19 protein-coding genes are annotated in these 16654 nt (G+C 69.9%); 15 read left to right on the forward strand and 4 right to left on the reverse strand.

Features of this window, described 5'->3' with window-relative positions; all coding sequences use genetic code 11:
- Positions 1–20: 20 nt before the first annotated feature.
- The 3 genes from ACRAKI_RS32305 to ACRAKI_RS32315 are packed head-to-tail and all read left to right on the forward strand — an operon-like array spanning position 21 to position 4037.
- Positions 21–419: a CU044_2847 family protein gene (locus ACRAKI_RS32305; RefSeq protein ID WP_447004268.1), complete on the forward strand. Its 399-nt coding sequence runs from the start codon at positions 21–23 to the stop codon at positions 417–419.
- A gap of 47 nt (positions 420–466) precedes the next feature.
- Complete coding sequence (locus tag ACRAKI_RS32310) at positions 467–2959, forward strand: glycosyltransferase (RefSeq protein WP_447004269.1); 2493 nt, start codon at positions 467–469, stop codon at positions 2957–2959.
- Positions 2952–4037 carry a glycosyltransferase family 4 protein gene (locus tag ACRAKI_RS32315; protein ID WP_447004270.1) on the forward strand — a complete coding sequence of 362 codons (1086 nt, stop codon included), beginning with the start codon at positions 2952–2954 and terminating at the stop codon, positions 4035–4037. Before ACRAKI_RS32310 ends, ACRAKI_RS32315 begins: the two co-directional genes overlap by 8 nt.
- Here ACRAKI_RS32315 and ACRAKI_RS32320 read toward each other — a convergent pair.
- Entirely contained in the window at positions 4013–4243 is a 231-nt protein-coding gene (locus ACRAKI_RS32320) for a hypothetical protein (protein WP_447004271.1), read from the reverse strand. The genes ACRAKI_RS32315 and ACRAKI_RS32320 overlap by 25 nt on opposite strands.
- A 126-nt stretch (positions 4244–4369) precedes the next feature.
- On the opposite strand from ACRAKI_RS32320, the gene ACRAKI_RS32325 reads away from it, so the two are divergent.
- The 6 genes from ACRAKI_RS32325 to ACRAKI_RS32350 all read left to right on the forward strand — a co-directional run bounded on the left by ACRAKI_RS32325 (position 4370) and on the right by ACRAKI_RS32350 (position 7627).
- Positions 4370–5221: a DUF5753 domain-containing protein gene (locus ACRAKI_RS32325; RefSeq protein ID WP_447004272.1), complete on the forward strand. Its 852-nt coding sequence runs from the start codon at positions 4370–4372 to the stop codon at positions 5219–5221.
- Positions 5203–5388 carry a DUF397 domain-containing protein gene (locus tag ACRAKI_RS32330; RefSeq protein WP_447004273.1) on the forward strand — a complete coding sequence of 62 codons (186 nt, stop codon included), beginning with the start codon at positions 5203–5205 and terminating at the stop codon, positions 5386–5388. The genes ACRAKI_RS32325 and ACRAKI_RS32330 overlap by 19 nt, the downstream gene beginning before the upstream one ends.
- A gap of 375 nt (positions 5389–5763) precedes the next feature.
- Positions 5764–6045 carry a DddA-like double-stranded DNA deaminase toxin gene (locus ACRAKI_RS32335; RefSeq protein WP_447004274.1) on the forward strand — a complete coding sequence of 94 codons (282 nt, stop codon included), beginning with the start codon at positions 5764–5766 and terminating at the stop codon, positions 6043–6045.
- Complete coding sequence (locus ACRAKI_RS32340) at positions 6042–6467, forward strand: Imm1 family immunity protein (RefSeq protein WP_447004275.1); 426 nt, start codon at positions 6042–6044, stop codon at positions 6465–6467. Before ACRAKI_RS32335 ends, ACRAKI_RS32340 begins: the two co-directional genes overlap by 4 nt.
- Positions 6468–6518: 51 nt before the next feature.
- The gene (locus ACRAKI_RS32345; protein ID WP_447004276.1) at positions 6519–6866 is read left to right on the forward strand and encodes an SdpI family protein; all 348 of its coding nucleotides are present in this window, start codon (positions 6519–6521) and stop codon (positions 6864–6866) included.
- Positions 6867–7186: 320 nt separating this feature from the next.
- Entirely contained in the window at positions 7187–7627 is a 441-nt protein-coding gene (locus tag ACRAKI_RS32350) for an Imm1 family immunity protein (RefSeq protein WP_447004277.1), read from the forward strand.
- A 12-nt stretch (positions 7628–7639) separates the two neighbouring features.
- Here ACRAKI_RS32350 and rfbD read toward each other — a convergent pair whose 3' ends face one another.
- Together rfbD and rfbB are read right to left on the reverse strand one after the other, a co-directional pair.
- The gene (rfbD, locus tag ACRAKI_RS32355; RefSeq protein WP_447004278.1) at positions 7640–8551 is read right to left on the reverse strand and encodes a dTDP-4-dehydrorhamnose reductase; all 912 of its coding nucleotides are present in this window, start codon (positions 8549–8551) and stop codon (positions 7640–7642) included.
- Complete coding sequence (rfbB, locus tag ACRAKI_RS32360; protein ID WP_447004279.1) at positions 8551–9540, reverse strand: dTDP-glucose 4,6-dehydratase; 990 nt, start codon at positions 9538–9540, stop codon at positions 8551–8553. The genes rfbD and rfbB overlap by 1 nt, the downstream gene beginning before the upstream one ends.
- 209 nt (positions 9541–9749) lie before the next feature.
- On the opposite strand from rfbB, the gene ACRAKI_RS32365 reads away from it, so the two are divergent.
- The 6 genes from ACRAKI_RS32365 to ACRAKI_RS32390 all read left to right on the forward strand — a co-directional run bounded on the left by ACRAKI_RS32365 (position 9750) and on the right by ACRAKI_RS32390 (position 15380).
- A complete protein-coding gene (locus ACRAKI_RS32365) occupies positions 9750–11207 on the forward strand; it encodes an LCP family protein (RefSeq protein ID WP_447004280.1) in 1458 nt (485 codons plus the stop codon).
- Positions 11208–11287: 80 nt separating this feature from the next.
- The gene (locus tag ACRAKI_RS32370; RefSeq protein WP_447004281.1) at positions 11288–12460 is read left to right on the forward strand and encodes an LCP family protein; all 1173 of its coding nucleotides are present in this window, start codon (positions 11288–11290) and stop codon (positions 12458–12460) included.
- A 150-nt stretch (positions 12461–12610) separates the two neighbouring features.
- Entirely contained in the window at positions 12611–13306 is a 696-nt protein-coding gene (locus ACRAKI_RS32375) for a TIGR03089 family protein (RefSeq protein WP_447004282.1), read from the forward strand.
- A gap of 85 nt (positions 13307–13391) precedes the next feature.
- Entirely contained in the window at positions 13392–13730 is a 339-nt protein-coding gene (locus tag ACRAKI_RS32380; RefSeq protein WP_447004283.1) for an ArsR/SmtB family transcription factor, read from the forward strand.
- Positions 13720–14196, forward strand: a complete 477-nt coding sequence (locus tag ACRAKI_RS32385) for an SRPBCC family protein (RefSeq protein WP_447004284.1) — start codon at positions 13720–13722, stop codon at positions 14194–14196. The genes ACRAKI_RS32380 and ACRAKI_RS32385 overlap by 11 nt, the downstream gene beginning before the upstream one ends.
- A gap of 107 nt (positions 14197–14303) precedes the next feature.
- Positions 14304–15380: a VanZ family protein gene (locus ACRAKI_RS32390; protein ID WP_447008578.1), complete on the forward strand. Its 1077-nt coding sequence runs from the start codon at positions 14304–14306 to the stop codon at positions 15378–15380.
- 91 nt (positions 15381–15471) lie between these two features.
- Here the strand turns inward: ACRAKI_RS32390 and ACRAKI_RS32395 are convergent, their stop codons facing one another.
- On the reverse strand, positions 15472–16635 hold the full coding sequence (locus tag ACRAKI_RS32395) for an acyl-CoA dehydrogenase (RefSeq protein ID WP_447004285.1): 1164 nt from the start codon (positions 16633–16635) through the stop codon (positions 15472–15474).
- Positions 16636–16654 lie beyond the last annotated feature (19 nt).

A 16654-nucleotide genomic window follows, 5' to 3' on the forward strand; every position in this document is an offset into this window, starting at 1 on the left:
TCTGAGAACTGGGGAGACACGTGGCGGAGTACGTCGAGGTGCGCACGGAGGACGGCGACCTGGTGCCGTTCGAGCTGGACGAGGAGTACGACGGCCCGGTGCGCGCGGGTCGCCGGTGGGACGCGGCGGTGGAGCGGGCCGAGGAGACGTTGGAGACCGGCATCGAGCGGGCGCGGAACGTGGCGCGGTCGGTGGCGGCGAAGATCGGCGACATGCCGTCGCCGCGACCGGACCGGGTCGCCGTGGAGATCGGCCTGAAGGTCAGCTCCAGCGCCGCGCTGGCGATCGCCAAGTCGTCCGCCGAGGCCCACGTCAAGATCACCGTCGAGTGGCTCCGGGACAGCCTGCCCACCGGCGCCCCCGCCGAGGACCTGGAGTCGAAGCCGGAGCCGGGAGCCGGCGGTGACGCGGAGGCGTAGGACACCTTGGCCGCACGCTGCGGAGGGTGATGAGGCAGAGTTAGCCCGTGGAGCAAGGAAGCCTGCCTGAAGTGTCGGTGGTCGTGGTCAACTACCGCGGCGCCGACGACACCATCACGTGCCTGCGCGCGCTGTCCGGCGACCTGCACTACCCGGCGGACAAAGTCCAGGTCATCGTGGTCGACAACGCCTCTGGTGACGGGAGCGCGGGCCGCATCCGGACCGCAGCGCCGAACGTCGAGGTGATCGAGGCGCCGGCCAACCTGGGTTTCGCGGGCGGCTGCAACCTGGGCGTCCGGAGTGCGCGCGGCTCGGTCGTCGCGTTCCTCAACAACGACGCCCGCCCGCACCCCGAGTGGCTGCGCGAGGCGGTGCGGGTGCTGCGCGTCGAGCCCGCCGTGGGCGCGGTGGCGAGCAAGGTCCTGGACTGGGACGGCAAGGCGATCGACTTCGTGGACGCCGGCCTGACGTGGTTCGGCATGGGCTACAAGCGGCACGCGGGCACGCCCGACGACGGCACCCACGACACCCCCCGTGACGTCCTGTTCGGCACGGGTTCGGCACTGGTGGCGCGGACGTCCGTGTTCCGCGAGCTGGGCGGCTTCGACGAGCGGTTCTTCATGTTCTACGAGGACGTCGACCTCGGCTGGCGGATGAACCTGCGCGGCTGGCGCGTCCGCTACGTGCCGACGTCCCTGACCTACCACAAGCACCACGCCTCCATGTCCACTGTGGACAGCAGTCGTGAGCTGTACCTGTTGGAGCGCAACGCCCTCGCGGCGCTCTACAAGAACTTCTCCGACGAGACGCTGGCCAAGGTGCTGCCCGCCGCGCTCGCCCTGGTCGTCCGCCGGGCCACCGCGCGCGGCGAGATCGACGCCACCCAGCTGGAGATCACCCGCCGTCCCGACGACCCCGCGGACGACCGCGCGCCGGTGCCGGTGTCGCGGGAAGCGCTGGCCGGGTTCCTGGCGATCGACCAGTTCGTCGAGCTGCTGCCGTCGCTGGCCGAGTCGCGCAAGACCGAGCAGGCCGCGCGCCGGGTGACGGACGCCGACCTGGTGCCGTTGATGCGCAAGGCGATGGAGCCCGCCTACCCGCTGCCCCGCTACCTGGCCGCGCACGACGTGCTGGTGGACGTGTTCGGGCTGGAAGAGGTGTTCGGCCGGCCGCGCCGGGTGCTGGTGATCACCGGTGACGCCATCTCGGAGAAGATGGCCGGCCCCGCGATCCGGGCGTGGAACATGGCGGACGTGCTGTCCGGCGAGCACGAGGTCCGGCTGGTCACGGTCAACCCGCTGTGCGCGCCGCCCGAGGCGTCGTTCGTGGTGTCGGGGGTCCGGCGACGGGACCTCAAGGCGCAGGTCGAGTGGGCCGACGTGATCGTGTTGCAGGGTCACGTGCTGGAGTTCGCGCCCTGGCTGAAGGACCAGGACAACACCAAGGTCGTGGTCTGCGACATCTACGACCCGATGCACCTGGAACTGCTGGAGCAGAGCAAGGACTCCACCGACGAGAAGCGCCACAAGGACCTGCTCGGGATCACCACGGTGATCAACAACCAGCTGGCCCGCGGTGACTTCTTCCTGTGCGCGTCGGAGCGGCAGCGGCACTTCTGGCTCGGCCACCTGACCGCGTTGGGCAGGCTCACACCCAGCCTGTACGACAACGACCCGACCGTGCGGTCGCTGCTCGCCGAGGTGCCGTTCGGGCTGCCGGGCAAGCCGCCGCAGCGCACCGGGCCGGGGTTGCGGTCGACGCTGGGCATCGCCGAGTCGGACAAGGTCGTGCTGTGGGCCGGCGGCGTCTACAGCTGGTTCGACCCGCTGAGCCTGCTGCACGCGATGGACCGGCTGCGGACGCGCCGACCGGACGCGCGGCTGGTGTTCCTGGGGATGAAGCACCCGAACCCCGAGGTGCCGGACATGGACATCGCCGGGCAGACCCGCGCGTTGGCCAAGCGGCTGGACCTCATCGGGTCGCACGTGTTCTTCAACGAGACGTGGGTGCCCTACGACGACCGGCAGAACTGGCTGCTCGACGCGAACGCGGGCGTGACCACGCACTACGAGCACGTGGAGACGACGTTCGCGTTCCGGACGCGGGTGCTGGACTACCTGTGGGCGGGCCTGCCGATCGTGACGACGGACGGCGACTCGTTCGCCGACCTCGTGCGGCGTGAGCGGTTGGGCGTGGTGGTGCCGTCCGAGGACCCGGCCGCGCTCGCCGACGCGCTGGAGAAGGTGATGTACGACGACGAGTTCGCCGCCGGGTGCGTGGAGCGGATCGCCGACGTGCGGGAGCGGTTCACGTGGGAGAACGTGCTCGCGCCGCTGACCGAGTTCTGCCGCAACCCGAGGCCCGCCGCCGACCGGCTGCCGGGGGCGTCGTTCATGGTGCGGGACCGGCCGCTCGGACGGCTGGAGAAGGTGCAGCGGGACGTGCTGCTGGTGAAGGAGTACCTGGAAGCCGGCGGTGCGAGCGAAGTGGCCCGGCGGGCGACCGGCCGGGTGCTGAAGAAGTTGCGCGGCCGTGGCTAGGCGGTTGCGGGTGCTGATCGACGGCACCCCGTTGCTCGGGCAGCGGACCGGGATCGGCCGGTACACGGCGGCGTTGGCCGAGGAGCTGGCGTCGATGCGGGACGACGTCGACATGCGGGCGGTGGCGTTCACGTTGCGCGGGTGGCGTGCGCTGCGGACCGTGCTGCCGCACGACGTGGTGGCGCGCGGGTTGCCGGTGTCGGCGCGGTTGCTGCGGCAGTTCTGGTTGCGCATGCCGTTCCCGCCGGTGGAGCTGCTGGCCGGGCCGACCGACGTCATGCACGCGACGAACTTCATCCTGCCGCCGACGATCCGGGCGGGTGGCGTGACGACCATCCACGACCTGGCGTTCCTGGACGCGCCGGGTGACCTGCCGGCGTCGGACCGCCGGCTGCCCGAGCTGGTGCAGCAGTCCGCCGACCGCGCGGATGTCATCTGCACGCCGACGCGTGCCGTGGCCGAGGTCGTGATGGAACGGCTGGCCGTGCCGGAGTCGAAGATCGTCGTGACGCCGCTGGGGGTGGACCCGGCCTGGTTCGCCGCGCGGTCGCCGTCAGCCGCTCTGCGCGCGCGGCTGGGGTTGCCCTCGGAGTACTTGCTGTTCGTCGGCGCCGGCGGGCCGCGCAAGGGTTTGGGGACTTTGCTGGCGGCGCATTCCGCGCGGCCCTCGCTGCCGCCGTTGGTGCTGGCCGGACCTCACGTGGCGAATGCGGACGACCGCGTGATGCGGACCGGGTACTTGAACGACGTCGACCTGCGGAGTGTGGTGGCGGGGGCGTCGGCGTTGGTGCTGCCGTCGCGGGACGAGGGGTTCGGGCTGCCGGTGCTGGAGGCGCTGGCGTGCAGCGTGCCGGTGGTCTGCACGGATGTGGCGGCGTTGCGCGAGGTTGCCGGCGGGCACGCGGTGCACGTGCCGGTCGGTGACGTGGAGGCGTTGGCGACGGCCATGGTCGACGCCGTGGAGGCCCCGTCCACGCCCGCCGACCAGATGGCGCGGCGGACGCACGCGTCCGAGTTCACGTGGCGGAAGACGGCGGAGAAGACCGTCGCGGCCTACCGGCGTGCCGCGGGGCAGTGACCGGTGTCGAGGCACTTGTCGCAGTCGTAGCCGGCGGGGTCGAGGACTTCCAGCTCCCGCCGGACTGCTTCCAGGAGCCGTGACGCGCCGCTCAGGCTGAGGCCGAGGACGACCTGGCCAGGCGGTGGGCCGACGGAGAGGCAGACCGTCTCGGTCTCGTCGTCCGCCCACACCCTCAGCGGCGTGTCCCCTCGCACGTGTGCCACTCGAACCTCCACAACACCCTCCTCGATCAGTGGAACTCGGTTCCGCTAGATTGCTCGCACTCCTATCCTGGTGCAAGCTCTATTGGAATCAAATTCCATGCTTTCACCTGATTGAGGGATCGCCCGATGACTCCCAAGCAACGCCGCCTGGCCCGCCGCCTCCGCCAGCTCCGGGTCAACTCGGGCACATCGCTGGAGGACGCCGCCAACCACCTGGGCTGCAAGCAGCCGAAGATCACCAAGATCGAGATCTGCCAGTTGGGCGCCAAACCTGAAGAGGTCCGGATGCTGTGCGAGCTGTACGGGGCGGGACGGGCCACCGTGGAGAGCATGGTGAACCTCGCGCGGACCGCGAAGACCCGTGGCTGGTACCAGGTCTACGACGAGTCGGCGAACCCGGAGAACATCGACTTCGTGGAACTGGAGACCGACGCGGTCAGCGTGTCGAACTTCGAGATCGACCTGATCCCGGGTCTCCTCCAAACCGAGGACTACGCCCGTGCTGTGATCCGCGCAGCCAACCCGGGCATCGGCCACGAGGTTCTGGACCAGCGCGTCGAACTGCGCACCAAACGCCAAGACCGCGTACTCGCCGGTGACCTTGCAGTCTGGGCGGTCGTCACCGAAGACGCCTTTCTCCGCGCCATCGGCGGCCGAGACGTGCACATCGCCCAACTCTCCCGCTTGGTGGAGTTGGTGTCCCTGCCGAACGTGCAGTTCCAAGTCATCCCGAACCGTGCGGGCGAGTACATCGCCATGGGCGTGCCGTTCTCGTGCTTCCGCTTCGACGACGGCTACGGCACGGTGGCGATCGACCACCTCACCGGCACCCTGTTTCTGGAGGAAGTGCCCGAGGTCGAGCGGTATAGGCTGGCATTCCAGCACCTGTGCGGCACTGCGCTCAGTGGCCCGGACACGCTGGCCCTGCTGCGGAAGTACGTCAAGGAGGAGCACAGCGAATGGGAACATCGGAGCTGACCTTCGGGACGTGGCACAAGTCCAGCTTCAGCGGTGGCAACTCCAACTGCGTCGAGGTGGCGCACTCCATCGCCGTCGTCGGCGTCAGGGACAGCAAGTCCCCGACCACCGGCCCCCTCACGATCCCCCGCACCACCTGGGCAACCTTCCTGGCGACCCTGAGGTGACGTCCCTGTCCGCCGTGGCAGCAGCACTACGCGCAGCGGCGGACACCGTCCCCATCACCTTCTTGGGCGAGTCAGCAGACGCAGCCGAAGCCGCCGCCACCCTCCTCGCCACCGCGACCGCCGGCACCAACAACCCGGACGTCGCCCAGGCCATCGCCACCTCCACCGAGGCGGGGCCGACCTCCATACCTTGGCCAACCGCCTGGCCTCCCGAGCAGCCCTCGAAACCCCGCCACCACCACCGCCCCACCCGCCAGACCGGATCGACCAGATCCGCCGCTCTCTGCCCAGACGCCCCAGCGGTACCGAAACCCAGGGCAGGTGGCTCGGACCGGGCACCGATGTGACGGTCTTGAGAAGCGGCACGGGAGACGAGTGGTTCGGCAAAGCACGCGACTCCTCAAGTCAGTCGGAGCATCGCGGCACGAGCAGTCCCTGGCCACCCACGTAGAGGTCAAACTCGCGGTAAGGATGCGCCAGGAGAAGCGGCTGAACGAGACCGTGATCATCGACCGCCAGGTGTGCGGCCGACGGCCGCACGACATGCACCTGTCCGTCACTTGCGACAAGAGACTCAAGAACATCCTGTCGCCCGGGTCCACCCTGACGGTGATAGAACGCGACGGAACGCGAGTGACCTACCGAGGAGCACGATGAGCTTCACCGCCGGATGGGGCGTCTACGACGAGCATGATCTCAGTGCCGGAGTCCTGATCACCGTCGAGACACCGGAGCAGGTCGACGCCATGGTCGACCAACTGGCCATGGACACGGCGGAAGCGGCAAAGATCGTGCACGACGCCCGCCCGTTGTCGCCCTCGGCGTGGACCGGTGAAGTGGGGCCTGATCACCAGCTCTGGGCCGGTGTCTGGAAGGGCTACGGCTATCTGATGTACGTCGATCCCGACCACGAGCTGTGCCAGCCGGTCGGCGACCCGGACTCACCGGTCTTCCACTCGGACTCGGACGAGTTCGAAGCCGGCACCGGTATCCCGGTCGAGACGTTCACCAGGGCGCTCAAGGAGTTCCTGGCCACCGCCGAGCGCCCGACCTGCGTCGAGTGGCGCGACGTCCTCTGATCCGGTTGCGCGACGCCGGCGGACCCGGAGCCGTGCGGTGATAATCAAGGGGTGGACTTCCTGCCCCTCGTGCTCGTGGTCGGCGGCGTCGCGCTCGGTGTCGTCGGCTACCTCAGCCTGACCGAACGGTTGCCGCGCAACGGTTACGCCGGCGTGCGCACGCCCTCCACCATGCGCAGCGACACGGCGTTCCGGGTGGGTAACAAGGCTGCGGGCCTGCCGACCCTCGTCGGGGGGATCGTGGCGTTGGCGGGCGCGGTGGTGGGGTGGTCCATGCCGACCGGCGAGGCTCTGCTGGTGGTGGTCATGGTGGCCACGATCGCGATGCTGGCACTGGTGGTCGCGGGTGGCGTGCTGGGGGTTCGGGCTGCACGGGCAGTGGGCGAGGAAGAGCGCTGAACGGCACGTCGGGTGACGGCCGCGCGGTGGACTGCCGGGTCCTATGAACGGCTTGCCCGCTGGTCTGCCTGCGGGTTCTTGAGCACGCTCCACGAGATCTGCCGTGACCCCGTCACGGCACAGACGCAACGCAGGAACCGCTGACGCTCGCCGTCATGGCGGGACGCGGTCGCTTCAGTGGATCGCCCTGGCGCGGACATGGGCGAAAGGGTGCCGTACCGCTCGCGCGCAACACTAGTGCGATAATCCGACTCCACTCCAACGGCCCAACACGACCCCTCAGGTGGTCACTCACCGCGTCCACTGCCATGATGCCCGCCATGAGTTTCACGGCTGTGTGGCCGATCAACGACGCGAACGACACCGACGCGGCCGACGAACTGACCGTCAGCGCGCCGGAGGACGTCGACACCCTCCTGAACCGCCTGGCCGAACCCGGCGCGGGCCCCGCCGTGATCGAGCACCAGGACCGCGAGCTGATCGTCGACTCCGAAGGGCTGCTGGGCGCACCGGGCACGACCCGCATCCCGGACCACGACGTCGCCGCCGCCATCCACAACGGCTTCGGCTACCTCACCTACGCCGACCCGGACCACGACTACTCCACCCTCAAGGGTGACCCGGCGTCCCCCGAGTACCGCTCCGAGTACGTCGACTACCCGGCCGGCGCGGGCGTCCCGGTGGACGTCCTGGGCACCGCCCTCAAGGAGTTCCTGGCCACGGCCAAGCGCCCCGCCGGCGTCACCTGGCAACCAGCCTGACCTCCGCGTGGGTCAGGGCACGGCGTGGGCTGCCACGGCGGCCGTCAGGGCCTCCCGCCAGTGGCGCAGCGGCGGCAGGCCGGCGTCCGCCCACGACTTGCCGGACAGCACCGAGTACGCCGGGCGCGGGGCCGGGCGGGGGAAGTCGGCAGAGGTGCACGGGCGCACCCGTTCCGGGTCCAGGCCCAGTTCGGCGAAGATCGCGCGGGCGAAGCCGCACCACGTGGTCTCGCCGGCGCCGGTCGCGTGCAGGACCCGTGACGGCGTGCCGCCCGCCGTCCCCGAGCCGCCCGACGACACCAGACCGGCCAGTGACACCAGGCCGTGCGCGAGGTCCAGCGACCACGTCGGCGAGCCCAGCTGATCGTCCACAACGGACAGCGTGTCGCTCGTGGCAGCCAGGCGGGCCATGGTCTTCACGAAGTTCGCGCCGTGCTCGCCGTAGACCCACGCCGTGCGCACGACCCACGAACGGTCCCAAGTGGACAGAACGCGTTCCTCACCGGCCAGCTTCGTCCGCCCGTACGCCGATCGCGGCCCCGTGGGGTCCGACGGCTCGTACGGCCGCGTCGCGTCACCGGGGAACACGTAGTCGGTCGACACGTGCAGCAGCGGCACGTTGTGGTCGCGGCAGTTCTCGGCCAAGTGCCCCGGGCCCACCGCGTTGACGTCGAAGGCCCGGTCGAAGTCGGTCTCCGCCGCGTCCACCGCCGTGTAGGCCGCCGCGTTCACCACCACCGGCCGGAACCCGGCGTCACGAGCGGTCGCGGCGAACACGGCCACCGCGTCCGCCACGGCCGACTCGTCGGTCAGGTCCAGCTCGGCCGACGACGGCGCGTGCACGAGCCCGTCACCGGGCGCAGCCGCCACGACGTCCCGCCCGAGCTGCCCCCGACCGCCGGGCACCAGGAGTGCGAGCGCCATCAGCCGGCCAGGGCCGCGCGCTTCAGCGGCTCCCACCACGACCGGTTGTCCCGGTACCACCGCACGGTGGCCGCGAGGCCCTCGGCGAAGTCGACCCGGGGCGCGTACCCGAGCTCGGTGCTGACCTTAGTGATGTCGACCGAGTACCTGCGGTCGTGGCCCTTGCGGTCGGTGACCGGCTCCACCGACGAGTCCCAGTCCCGGCCGGTCGCCTCCAGCAGGCGCTCGGTCAGCTCCCGGTTGGTCAGCTCGGTGCCGCCGCCGATGTTGTAGATCTCGCCACCGCGACCGCCCTCCAGCACCAGCTGGATGCCCCGGCAGTGGTCGTCCACGTGCAGCCAGTCGCGCACGTTCAGCCCGTCGCCGTACAGCGGCACCTTCTTGCCGTCGATCAGGTTCGTCACGAACAAGGGGATGACCTTCTCCGGGTACTGGTACGGACCGTAGTTGTTCGAGCACCGCGTGATGCACACCTGGAGCCCGTGGGTGCGGAAGAACGACCGGGCCAGCAGGTCCGACGACGCCTTGGACGCCGAGTAGGGCGAGTTCGGCTCCAGGATGTGCTCCTCGGTCCAGGAACCTTCCTCGATCGTGCCGTACACCTCGTCGGTGGACACGTGCACGAACTTCGCCACCCCGGCCTCCACCGCGCCCTGGAGCAGCACCTGGGTGCCCAACACGTTGGTCAGCACGAAATCGGCCGATCCGGAGATCGAACGGTCCACATGCGACTCGGCGGCGAAGTGCACCACCACGTCCGTTCGGCCCATCAGGTCGGCGACCAGCTCGCGGTCGCAGATGTCGCCCCGGACGAACGTCAGCCGCGGGTCGTCCGCGACCGGCGCCAGGTTCGCCTCGTTGCCCGCGTAGGTGAGCTTGTCCAGCACCACCACCTCGGCATCGGCGTAGGCCGGATACGCGCCGCCCACCATCTCCCGCACGTAGTGCGAGCCGATGAACCCGGCCCCACCCGTCACCAGTACGCGCATGTTCAGTGCCCTCCTACCAGCGGTCCCCCACCGAAGTCTGTCACGGGCTTTAACCGTGCAACCCACCCGGTTGTTACAGCGTCTCCCGTATAAGAAGGGTGGCAGGAAGCCTGAGTGCACGGGGGAGGCAGGCAGTGGACCGGAGTCCGCCCGGAACAGCCGGCAGATCGGCTGCTCTTCGTGTTCTCGCGCTCACCGGCCGTTCGCTGGTGGCACTGGTCTCGGCGGCTGTGCTCCTCGTCACGTGGTACGGCTGGTACTACCTGAGCGACATCGACGACGACATCACCACGACGGACGTCTTCCGGTCCTCGGTCGCCGAGCAGGACGGGGGCAAGGTCCGCAAGCCGCTCGACGGCGCGATCGACATGCTGCTGGTCGGCGTCGACAGCCGCACCGACGCGCAGGGCAACCCGCTGTCGGACGAGGTGCTGGCGCTGCTCAACGGCGGCGTTGCGGACGGCACGATGAACACCGACACGATGATCCTGGTGCACATCCCCCAGGACGGCACGCGCGCGGTGGCCGTCTCGTTCCCGCGTGACGCGTACGTGGAGATCGCGGACGGGTTCGGCAAGCACAAGCTGAACTCGGCGATGGCCAGGCAGAAGAACGACACGGCGCAGCGGTTGCGCGACGAGGGCGTGACCGACGCGGCCCGCATCGAGCTGGAGTCGACGCTGGCCGGGCGCCGGACGTTGATCAAGACGATCGAGCAGCTGACCGGCGGGTCGGTCACCGTCGACCAGTACGCCGAGGTGAACCTGGCCAGCTTCTACGAGGTCACCAAGGCCATCGGCGGCGTCGAGGTGTGCCTGAACGAGGCGACCAGCGACCGCGACTCGGGCGCGAACTTCCGGGCGGGCCGGCAGACCATCGAGGGCGCGCAGGCGCTGTCGTTCGTGCGGCAGCGCGGTGGGCTGCCCGGCGGCGACCTGGACCGGATCGTGCGGCAGCAGGTGTTCATCGGCGCGCTGGCCCGCAAGGTGCTGTCCACCGGCACGCTGACCGACTTCGGCAAGCTGGACCAGTTGCTGACCGCGGTGAAGAAGTCCGTGGTGATCAACGCCGGGTGGAACCTCACCGAGTTCGCCGAGCAGATGCAGGGGCTCGTGTCGGGCAACATCCAGTTCCGCACGATTCCGGTCGGCGACCCGATGGACACGTGGAGCGACGGCAACGTGCTGCCGGTCGACCCGGCGAAGGTGCGGCAGTTCATCAAGGACCTGGCGGCGGACGGCGGCAAGTCGTCCTCCAAGCCGCCCACCACCACGACGCCTGCCGGCCCGCCGCCGTCGGAGATCACCGTGCACGTCTACAACGCGGCCGGGGTGTCCCGGTTGGCGGCGAACGTGCTGGACGCGTTGGGCCGGGACGGGTTCGCCCGCGGCCTCGCGCACAGCGGCGAGTACGCGGAGACGACGTCCGTCCGGCATGCGCCGGGTGAGCTTTCGAGCGCCGAGAGGGTGATCTCCGCCCTGAGCAGTAACGCCGAGGCCGTCGAGGACGACTCCGTGCCAAGGGGGCAGGTCCTGGTGTACGTCGGTGCGGACTACGCGCTGCCGGACCAGTCCGACACGGCGTCGGTCGAAGGCACCGGGACGGTCGCGCCCACGACCGGCTCCACCCCGCCGATCACCGCCGACGGCGTGGTGTGCGTCAACTGAAGCCCTTGCCCGATCCGCACGTCCGACCGGCCGCAGCCGGTTAGCCTGATCGGACAGTCCCAGTCGTTGGAGGAACGCCGGTGAAGGCCGCGGTGATGGTCGGACGCTCGCTTCTCGCGGTGCTGTCCGCGGCCGTGTTGGCGGCCTCGGGGTACGGCTGGTCGACGTTGCAGCGGGTTCAGCAGAGCGTGAACACGACGGACGTGCTGACCGCGCTGTCGGACGTGCCGAACTCGCCGCCCGTGGCCGACGGCGCGACGGACATCCTGCTGGTGGGCAGCGACAGCCGCACCGACGCGCAGGGCCGGGAGCTGCCGGAGCACGTGCTGCGGCAGTTGCGCACCGAGGCGACGGACACGCTCAACACCGACACGATCATCATCATGCGGTTGCCGCACGACGGCAGCAAGGCGCGCGCCGTGTCCATCCCGCGGGACACCTACGTGCCGATCCCGGACATCGGTTCGGAGAAGATCAACTCGGCCTACGGGCTGACCAAGCACTTCACCATGAAGCGGCTCCTGGCTGAGGGCGTGTCCGACCTGACCGAGCGGTCGCAGCGGGGCGACCAGGCCGGGCGGCGGGCGTTGGTGCAGGTCGTGCAGGAGCTGACGGGGGTGCGGGTCGACCACTACGCCGAGGTCAACCTGTACGGGTTCTACCTGCTCACCGACGTGATCGGGGGTGTGGAGGTGTGCCTGAAGCAGGCCACGTCCGACCTCGACTCGGGGGCGGACTTCCGGGCCGGGGTGCAGACCATCTCGGGCGCGGACGCGCTGGCGTTCGTGCGGCAGCGGAAGGGGATCCCGAACGGGGACCTGGGGCGGATCACGCGGCAGCAGGTGTTCATGTCGGCGGCGGCGTCGAAGCTGATGTCCGCCGGGACGCTCACCGACCCGGCGCGGCTGTCCGGGCTGCTGGACGCGGTGAGCAAGTCGGTGGTGGTGGACGAGAAGCTGGACCTGACGACGTTCGCGGGGCAGGCGCGCGGGTTGGCCGGTGGGAACGTCGAGTTCGCGACCATCCCGGTGACCGGGGTCGGCACGCTGAACGAACGCGGGCAGAGCATCGTCACCGTGGACCCGGTCGCGGTGAAGGCCTTCGTGGCCGAGCTCCTGGGCGACAAGACCCCCACCCCTTCTCCCGCCCCTGTCGCCCCGACCACCCAGAAGTTCGCCGGCGACCGCCTCGTCACCCTCGACGGCCGCCCCCGTGCCGCCACCCTCCAGTCCTCCCCACCCTGCATCGACTGACCCCCGCGCGAGTACCAGGACTCACGCGACGCGAACGGAGGACTTTCGCGGGACGTGGGGGTTCGGCGCGCGCGGTGTGGCCAGTGGGTGGAGTGGCGTCAGTGGGTGGGGTGGCGCGTCGGCAAGGGCGGGGCGTGGCAAGGTTGGCGCATGACCGTCACGGATGCCCTGTTCGCGCCCCTGTTCGCGGCGAATCCCGGCCGGCCCTTGATCACGCACTACGACGACGCGGCGGGCACACGGGTGGAGCTGTCCCGCGCCACGATCCGGAACTGGGCGGCCAAGACGGCGAACTGGCTGCGCGACGAGCACGACGTCGAGCCGGGCGACCCGGTGGCCGTCCTGGTGCCCGCGCACTGGCAGACGGCGGGCATCCTGCTGGGCGCGTGGTGGTGCGGCGCGGCGGTGACGGACGACCCGGCGGGCGCGAAGGTGGCGATCGTGGAGCCCGGCGGTGCCGCGCCCGGCGCCCTGGTGACGGCCGTGGCGTCGTTGCACCCGATGGGGCTGGGCAGCGGCGCGGCGGTGGACTACAACGACGACGTGCGGGTGTTCGGCGACGACTTCACGCCGTGGGAACCGGTGCCCGGCACCACCCACGCCCTGCTCAAGTCCACTGTGGATGAAGTGGTGGAGGAGGCGCACCAGCGCGCGTCGACGTTGGGCATCACCACGAACTCCCGCGTTCTGTCCACTGTGGAGTGGGCGTTGCCGGACGGCCTGCTGAACGGCTTCCTCGCCGTGCTGGCGGGCGGCGGCTCACTGGTGCAGTGCAGCAACGCCGCACCGGACCTGCTCGCCGCGCGCCGCGCCAGCGAGCAGACGACCCTGGACCTGGTCGGCTAGGCGAGCGACCCACGACGGGTGTTGACAGGCGTTCGACGGAGGCGTAGAAAACCAATCAGTTAGATAACCGATTGGTTAGGTAGGCATGGCGGACGACCCACTGAGCATCACCTTCGCGGCGTTGGCCGATCCGACGCGCCGAGCCATCCTGGCCCGGTTGGCGGAAGGCGCGGCCACCGTGAAGGAGTTGTCCGAGCCGTTCGCGATGAGCGGCCCGGCGGTGTCCAAGCACCTGCGGGTGCTGGAACGGGCCGGTCTCATCACGCGCGGCCGTGACGCGCAGTGGCGGCCCTGCATGCTCGACGCGACGCCGTTGCGCGAGGTCGCGCTGTGGGCCGACGGCTACCGGCGGTTCTGGGACGACAGCTACCGACGCCTGGACGCCTACCTCGAACGCATGAAGGAGCAGGACGATGACCGCTGACACCACGCTCTGGAGCACTCCGTCCGACGTGGAGGTGGCCCTCACCAGGACGTTCGACGCGCCGCAGAAGCTCGTGTTCGACGCGTTCACCCAGCCGGAGCACGTCGTGCACTGGATGCTCGGCCCCGAGGGCTGGACCATGCCGGTGTGCGAGATCGACCTGCGGCCGGGCGGCCGGTGGCACATGGTGTGGCGGCGGGCCGACGGCACCGAGATGGCGATGACCGGCGAGTACCGGGAGGTCACGCCCCACTCGCGGACCGTGCAGACCGAGTCGTGGGGTCCGGAGTGGCCGTCGACCGTGAACACGACGCAGTTCATCGCCGAGGGCGACCGGACGACGGTCGTGCAGACGATGGAGTTCCCGTCGCGGGAGGCGCGGGACAAGGCCACCGAGACGGGCATGGAGGACGGCGCCGGCATCAGCTACGACCGACTGGCGGCGTACCTGGCTTCGCTGGCCTGACCTGCGTCCGTTCGGTGGTACGAACGCCGATCGGGTTTGACGGTCGTTCGAAGGGGCTAATGTCCGGATCGACCGTCGTGGCGTGATCGTGGATCAGATCGGTGGAAATGCTGAGTTCGTACCTGGAGTCCGTTCGGACGGGCTTCGCGGCGTTCGTGGGCGTGGGTGCACTGGTCCTGCTGCCGGTGATCGCCCTGCACTACTACCGGTTCGGTCGGGTGGAGCCCCGTCGTGCCGTGGTGTTGTACGGGTTGCTGGCGTACGGCCTGGTGGCGCTGGCGTTGATCTTCCTGCCGTTCCCCTCGGCGCTGGTGTGCACCGGTGAGCGGATGCTGTCCACCACACCGTTCCAGTGGGTGACCGACATGCGTCACAACATGGCCGCCAACGGGCGGTCCGGTCTGGGCGCCGTGGTCACGTCGAGCGCGTTCGTCCAGCAGGCCTTCAACGTCGCGCTGTTCATGCCGTTGGGCATGGTGCTCCGCAAGTCCTACGGCCGTGGGGCGTTCGCGGTGGTCGCGATCGGCCTGGGCATCTCGCTGGCCGTCGAGGTCGTGCAGTACAGCGGCAACCTCGGCGCGTACCCGTGCCCGTACCGCATCGCGGACGTCGACGACCTGATCTCCAACACGACGGGTTCCCTGCTGGGGTGGATGATCGCCCCGGTCGCGCTGGTGATCCCCGCAGTGCCCCACCCGGACGCCTCGACCGCACCGCCGGGCACCGTGACCCTGCCCCGCAGGCTGCTGGGCTTGGCGGTGGACTTCCTGCTGCTGGTCGTGGTCGCCCACCTGATCTTCCAGGACAACCGCTGGTGGGTGGTCGGTCTGACGGTGGCGATCCGCATCGTGCTGCCGTCCGTGACAGGCGGACGGACACCGGGCGGCTGGCTGCTGCGCTACCAGGTCCGGCGCGTGGACGGCACCCGCGCCAACCCGTTGCGGATCGCGCTGCGCGAGCTGCTCAGCGTCACGGGCTTGATCACGTACGTGACGCTGGCCCCGTCGAGCTGGTGGTTCGCCGTGCACGTGGTGGTCCTGGCCCTGATCGTCCTGGGAGCCTTCGTCGCCCCGGCGTTCCGCCGAGACCAGCGGAGCTGGCCGGACCTGGCCGCCGACACCCGCGCCGTGCACACCGCACGCGACCCAGCGCGCCCGCGCCGCCCCGCTCCGGCGGAGCGCTGACCTCCACGAGGCTCCCTCAACGGAGTCCGGCCCGGAGGCGACGTGATCTTCGGGATCACGCCGCCTCCGGGCCGGGGCACCGATCGTTGATCTAGCCCTTGAGCAGGGCGCGGGACATGACGACGCGCTGGACCTGGTTCGTGCCCTCGTAGATCTGGGTGATCTTGGCGTCACGCATCATGCGCTCCACCGGGAAGTCACGGGTGTAGCCGGCGCCGCCGAACAGCTGCACGGCGTCCGTCGTCACCTCCATCGCCACGTCCGACGCGAAGCACTTGGCCGCCGCCGTGATGAAGCCGATGTTCGGCTCCCCGCGCTCGGCCTTCGCCGCCGCCACGTAGACCATGTGCCGGGCCGCCTCGATCTTCATCGCCATGTCGGCCAGCATGAACTGCACGCCCTGGAACTCGGAGATCGTCTTGCCGAACTGCTTCCGGTCCTTGACGTAGGCGACCGCGGCTTCGAGGGCGCCCTGGGCGATGCCCACGGCCTGCGCGCCGATCGTCGGACGGGTGTGGTCCAGGGTCTTCAGCGCCGTCTTGAGGCCGGTGCCGGGCTCGCCGATGATGCGGTCCGCCGGGATCGTGCAGTTCTCGAAGTGGATCTCGCGGGTCGGGGAGCCCTTGATCCCGAGCTTGCGCTCCTTCGACCCCACGACGAAACCCGGGTCGTCCTTGTGCACGACGAACGCCGAGATGCCCTGCGACTTCTTCGGCGCGTCGGGATCGGTGACGGCCATGACCGTGTACCAGGTGGACTCGCCCGCGTTGGTGATCCAGCACTTGGTGCCGTTCAGCACCCAGTGGTCGCCGTCGAGCTTCGCCCGCGTGCGCATCGACGCCGTGTCGGACCCGGCCTCGCGCTCGGACAGCGCGTACGACGCCATCGCCTCACCGGACGCGATGGACGGCAGCACCTGCTGCTTCAACGACTCCGACGCCGACAGCAGGATCGGCATCGTGCCCAGCTTGTTCACGGCCGGGATCAGGGAGGACGACGCGCAGACCCGCGCGACCTCCTCGATCACGATGCACGTCGCCACCGAGTCGGCGCCCTGGCCGTCGTACGCCTCGGGCACGTGCACGGCCGCAAAACCTGACTTGACCAGCGCGTTCAACGCCTCGACCGGGAAGCGCTCCTGCTCGTCCACCTCCGCCGCGTGCGGTGCGATCTCCTTGTCCGCCAGCGAACGGACCGCCTCGCGCAGCGCCTCGTGCTCCTCGGCGAGCTGGTAGGTACCGAAGCTCGGGTCCACGTTAAGTTACCTCCCGGTA

This window comes from Saccharothrix isguenensis, from assembly GCF_052936305.1.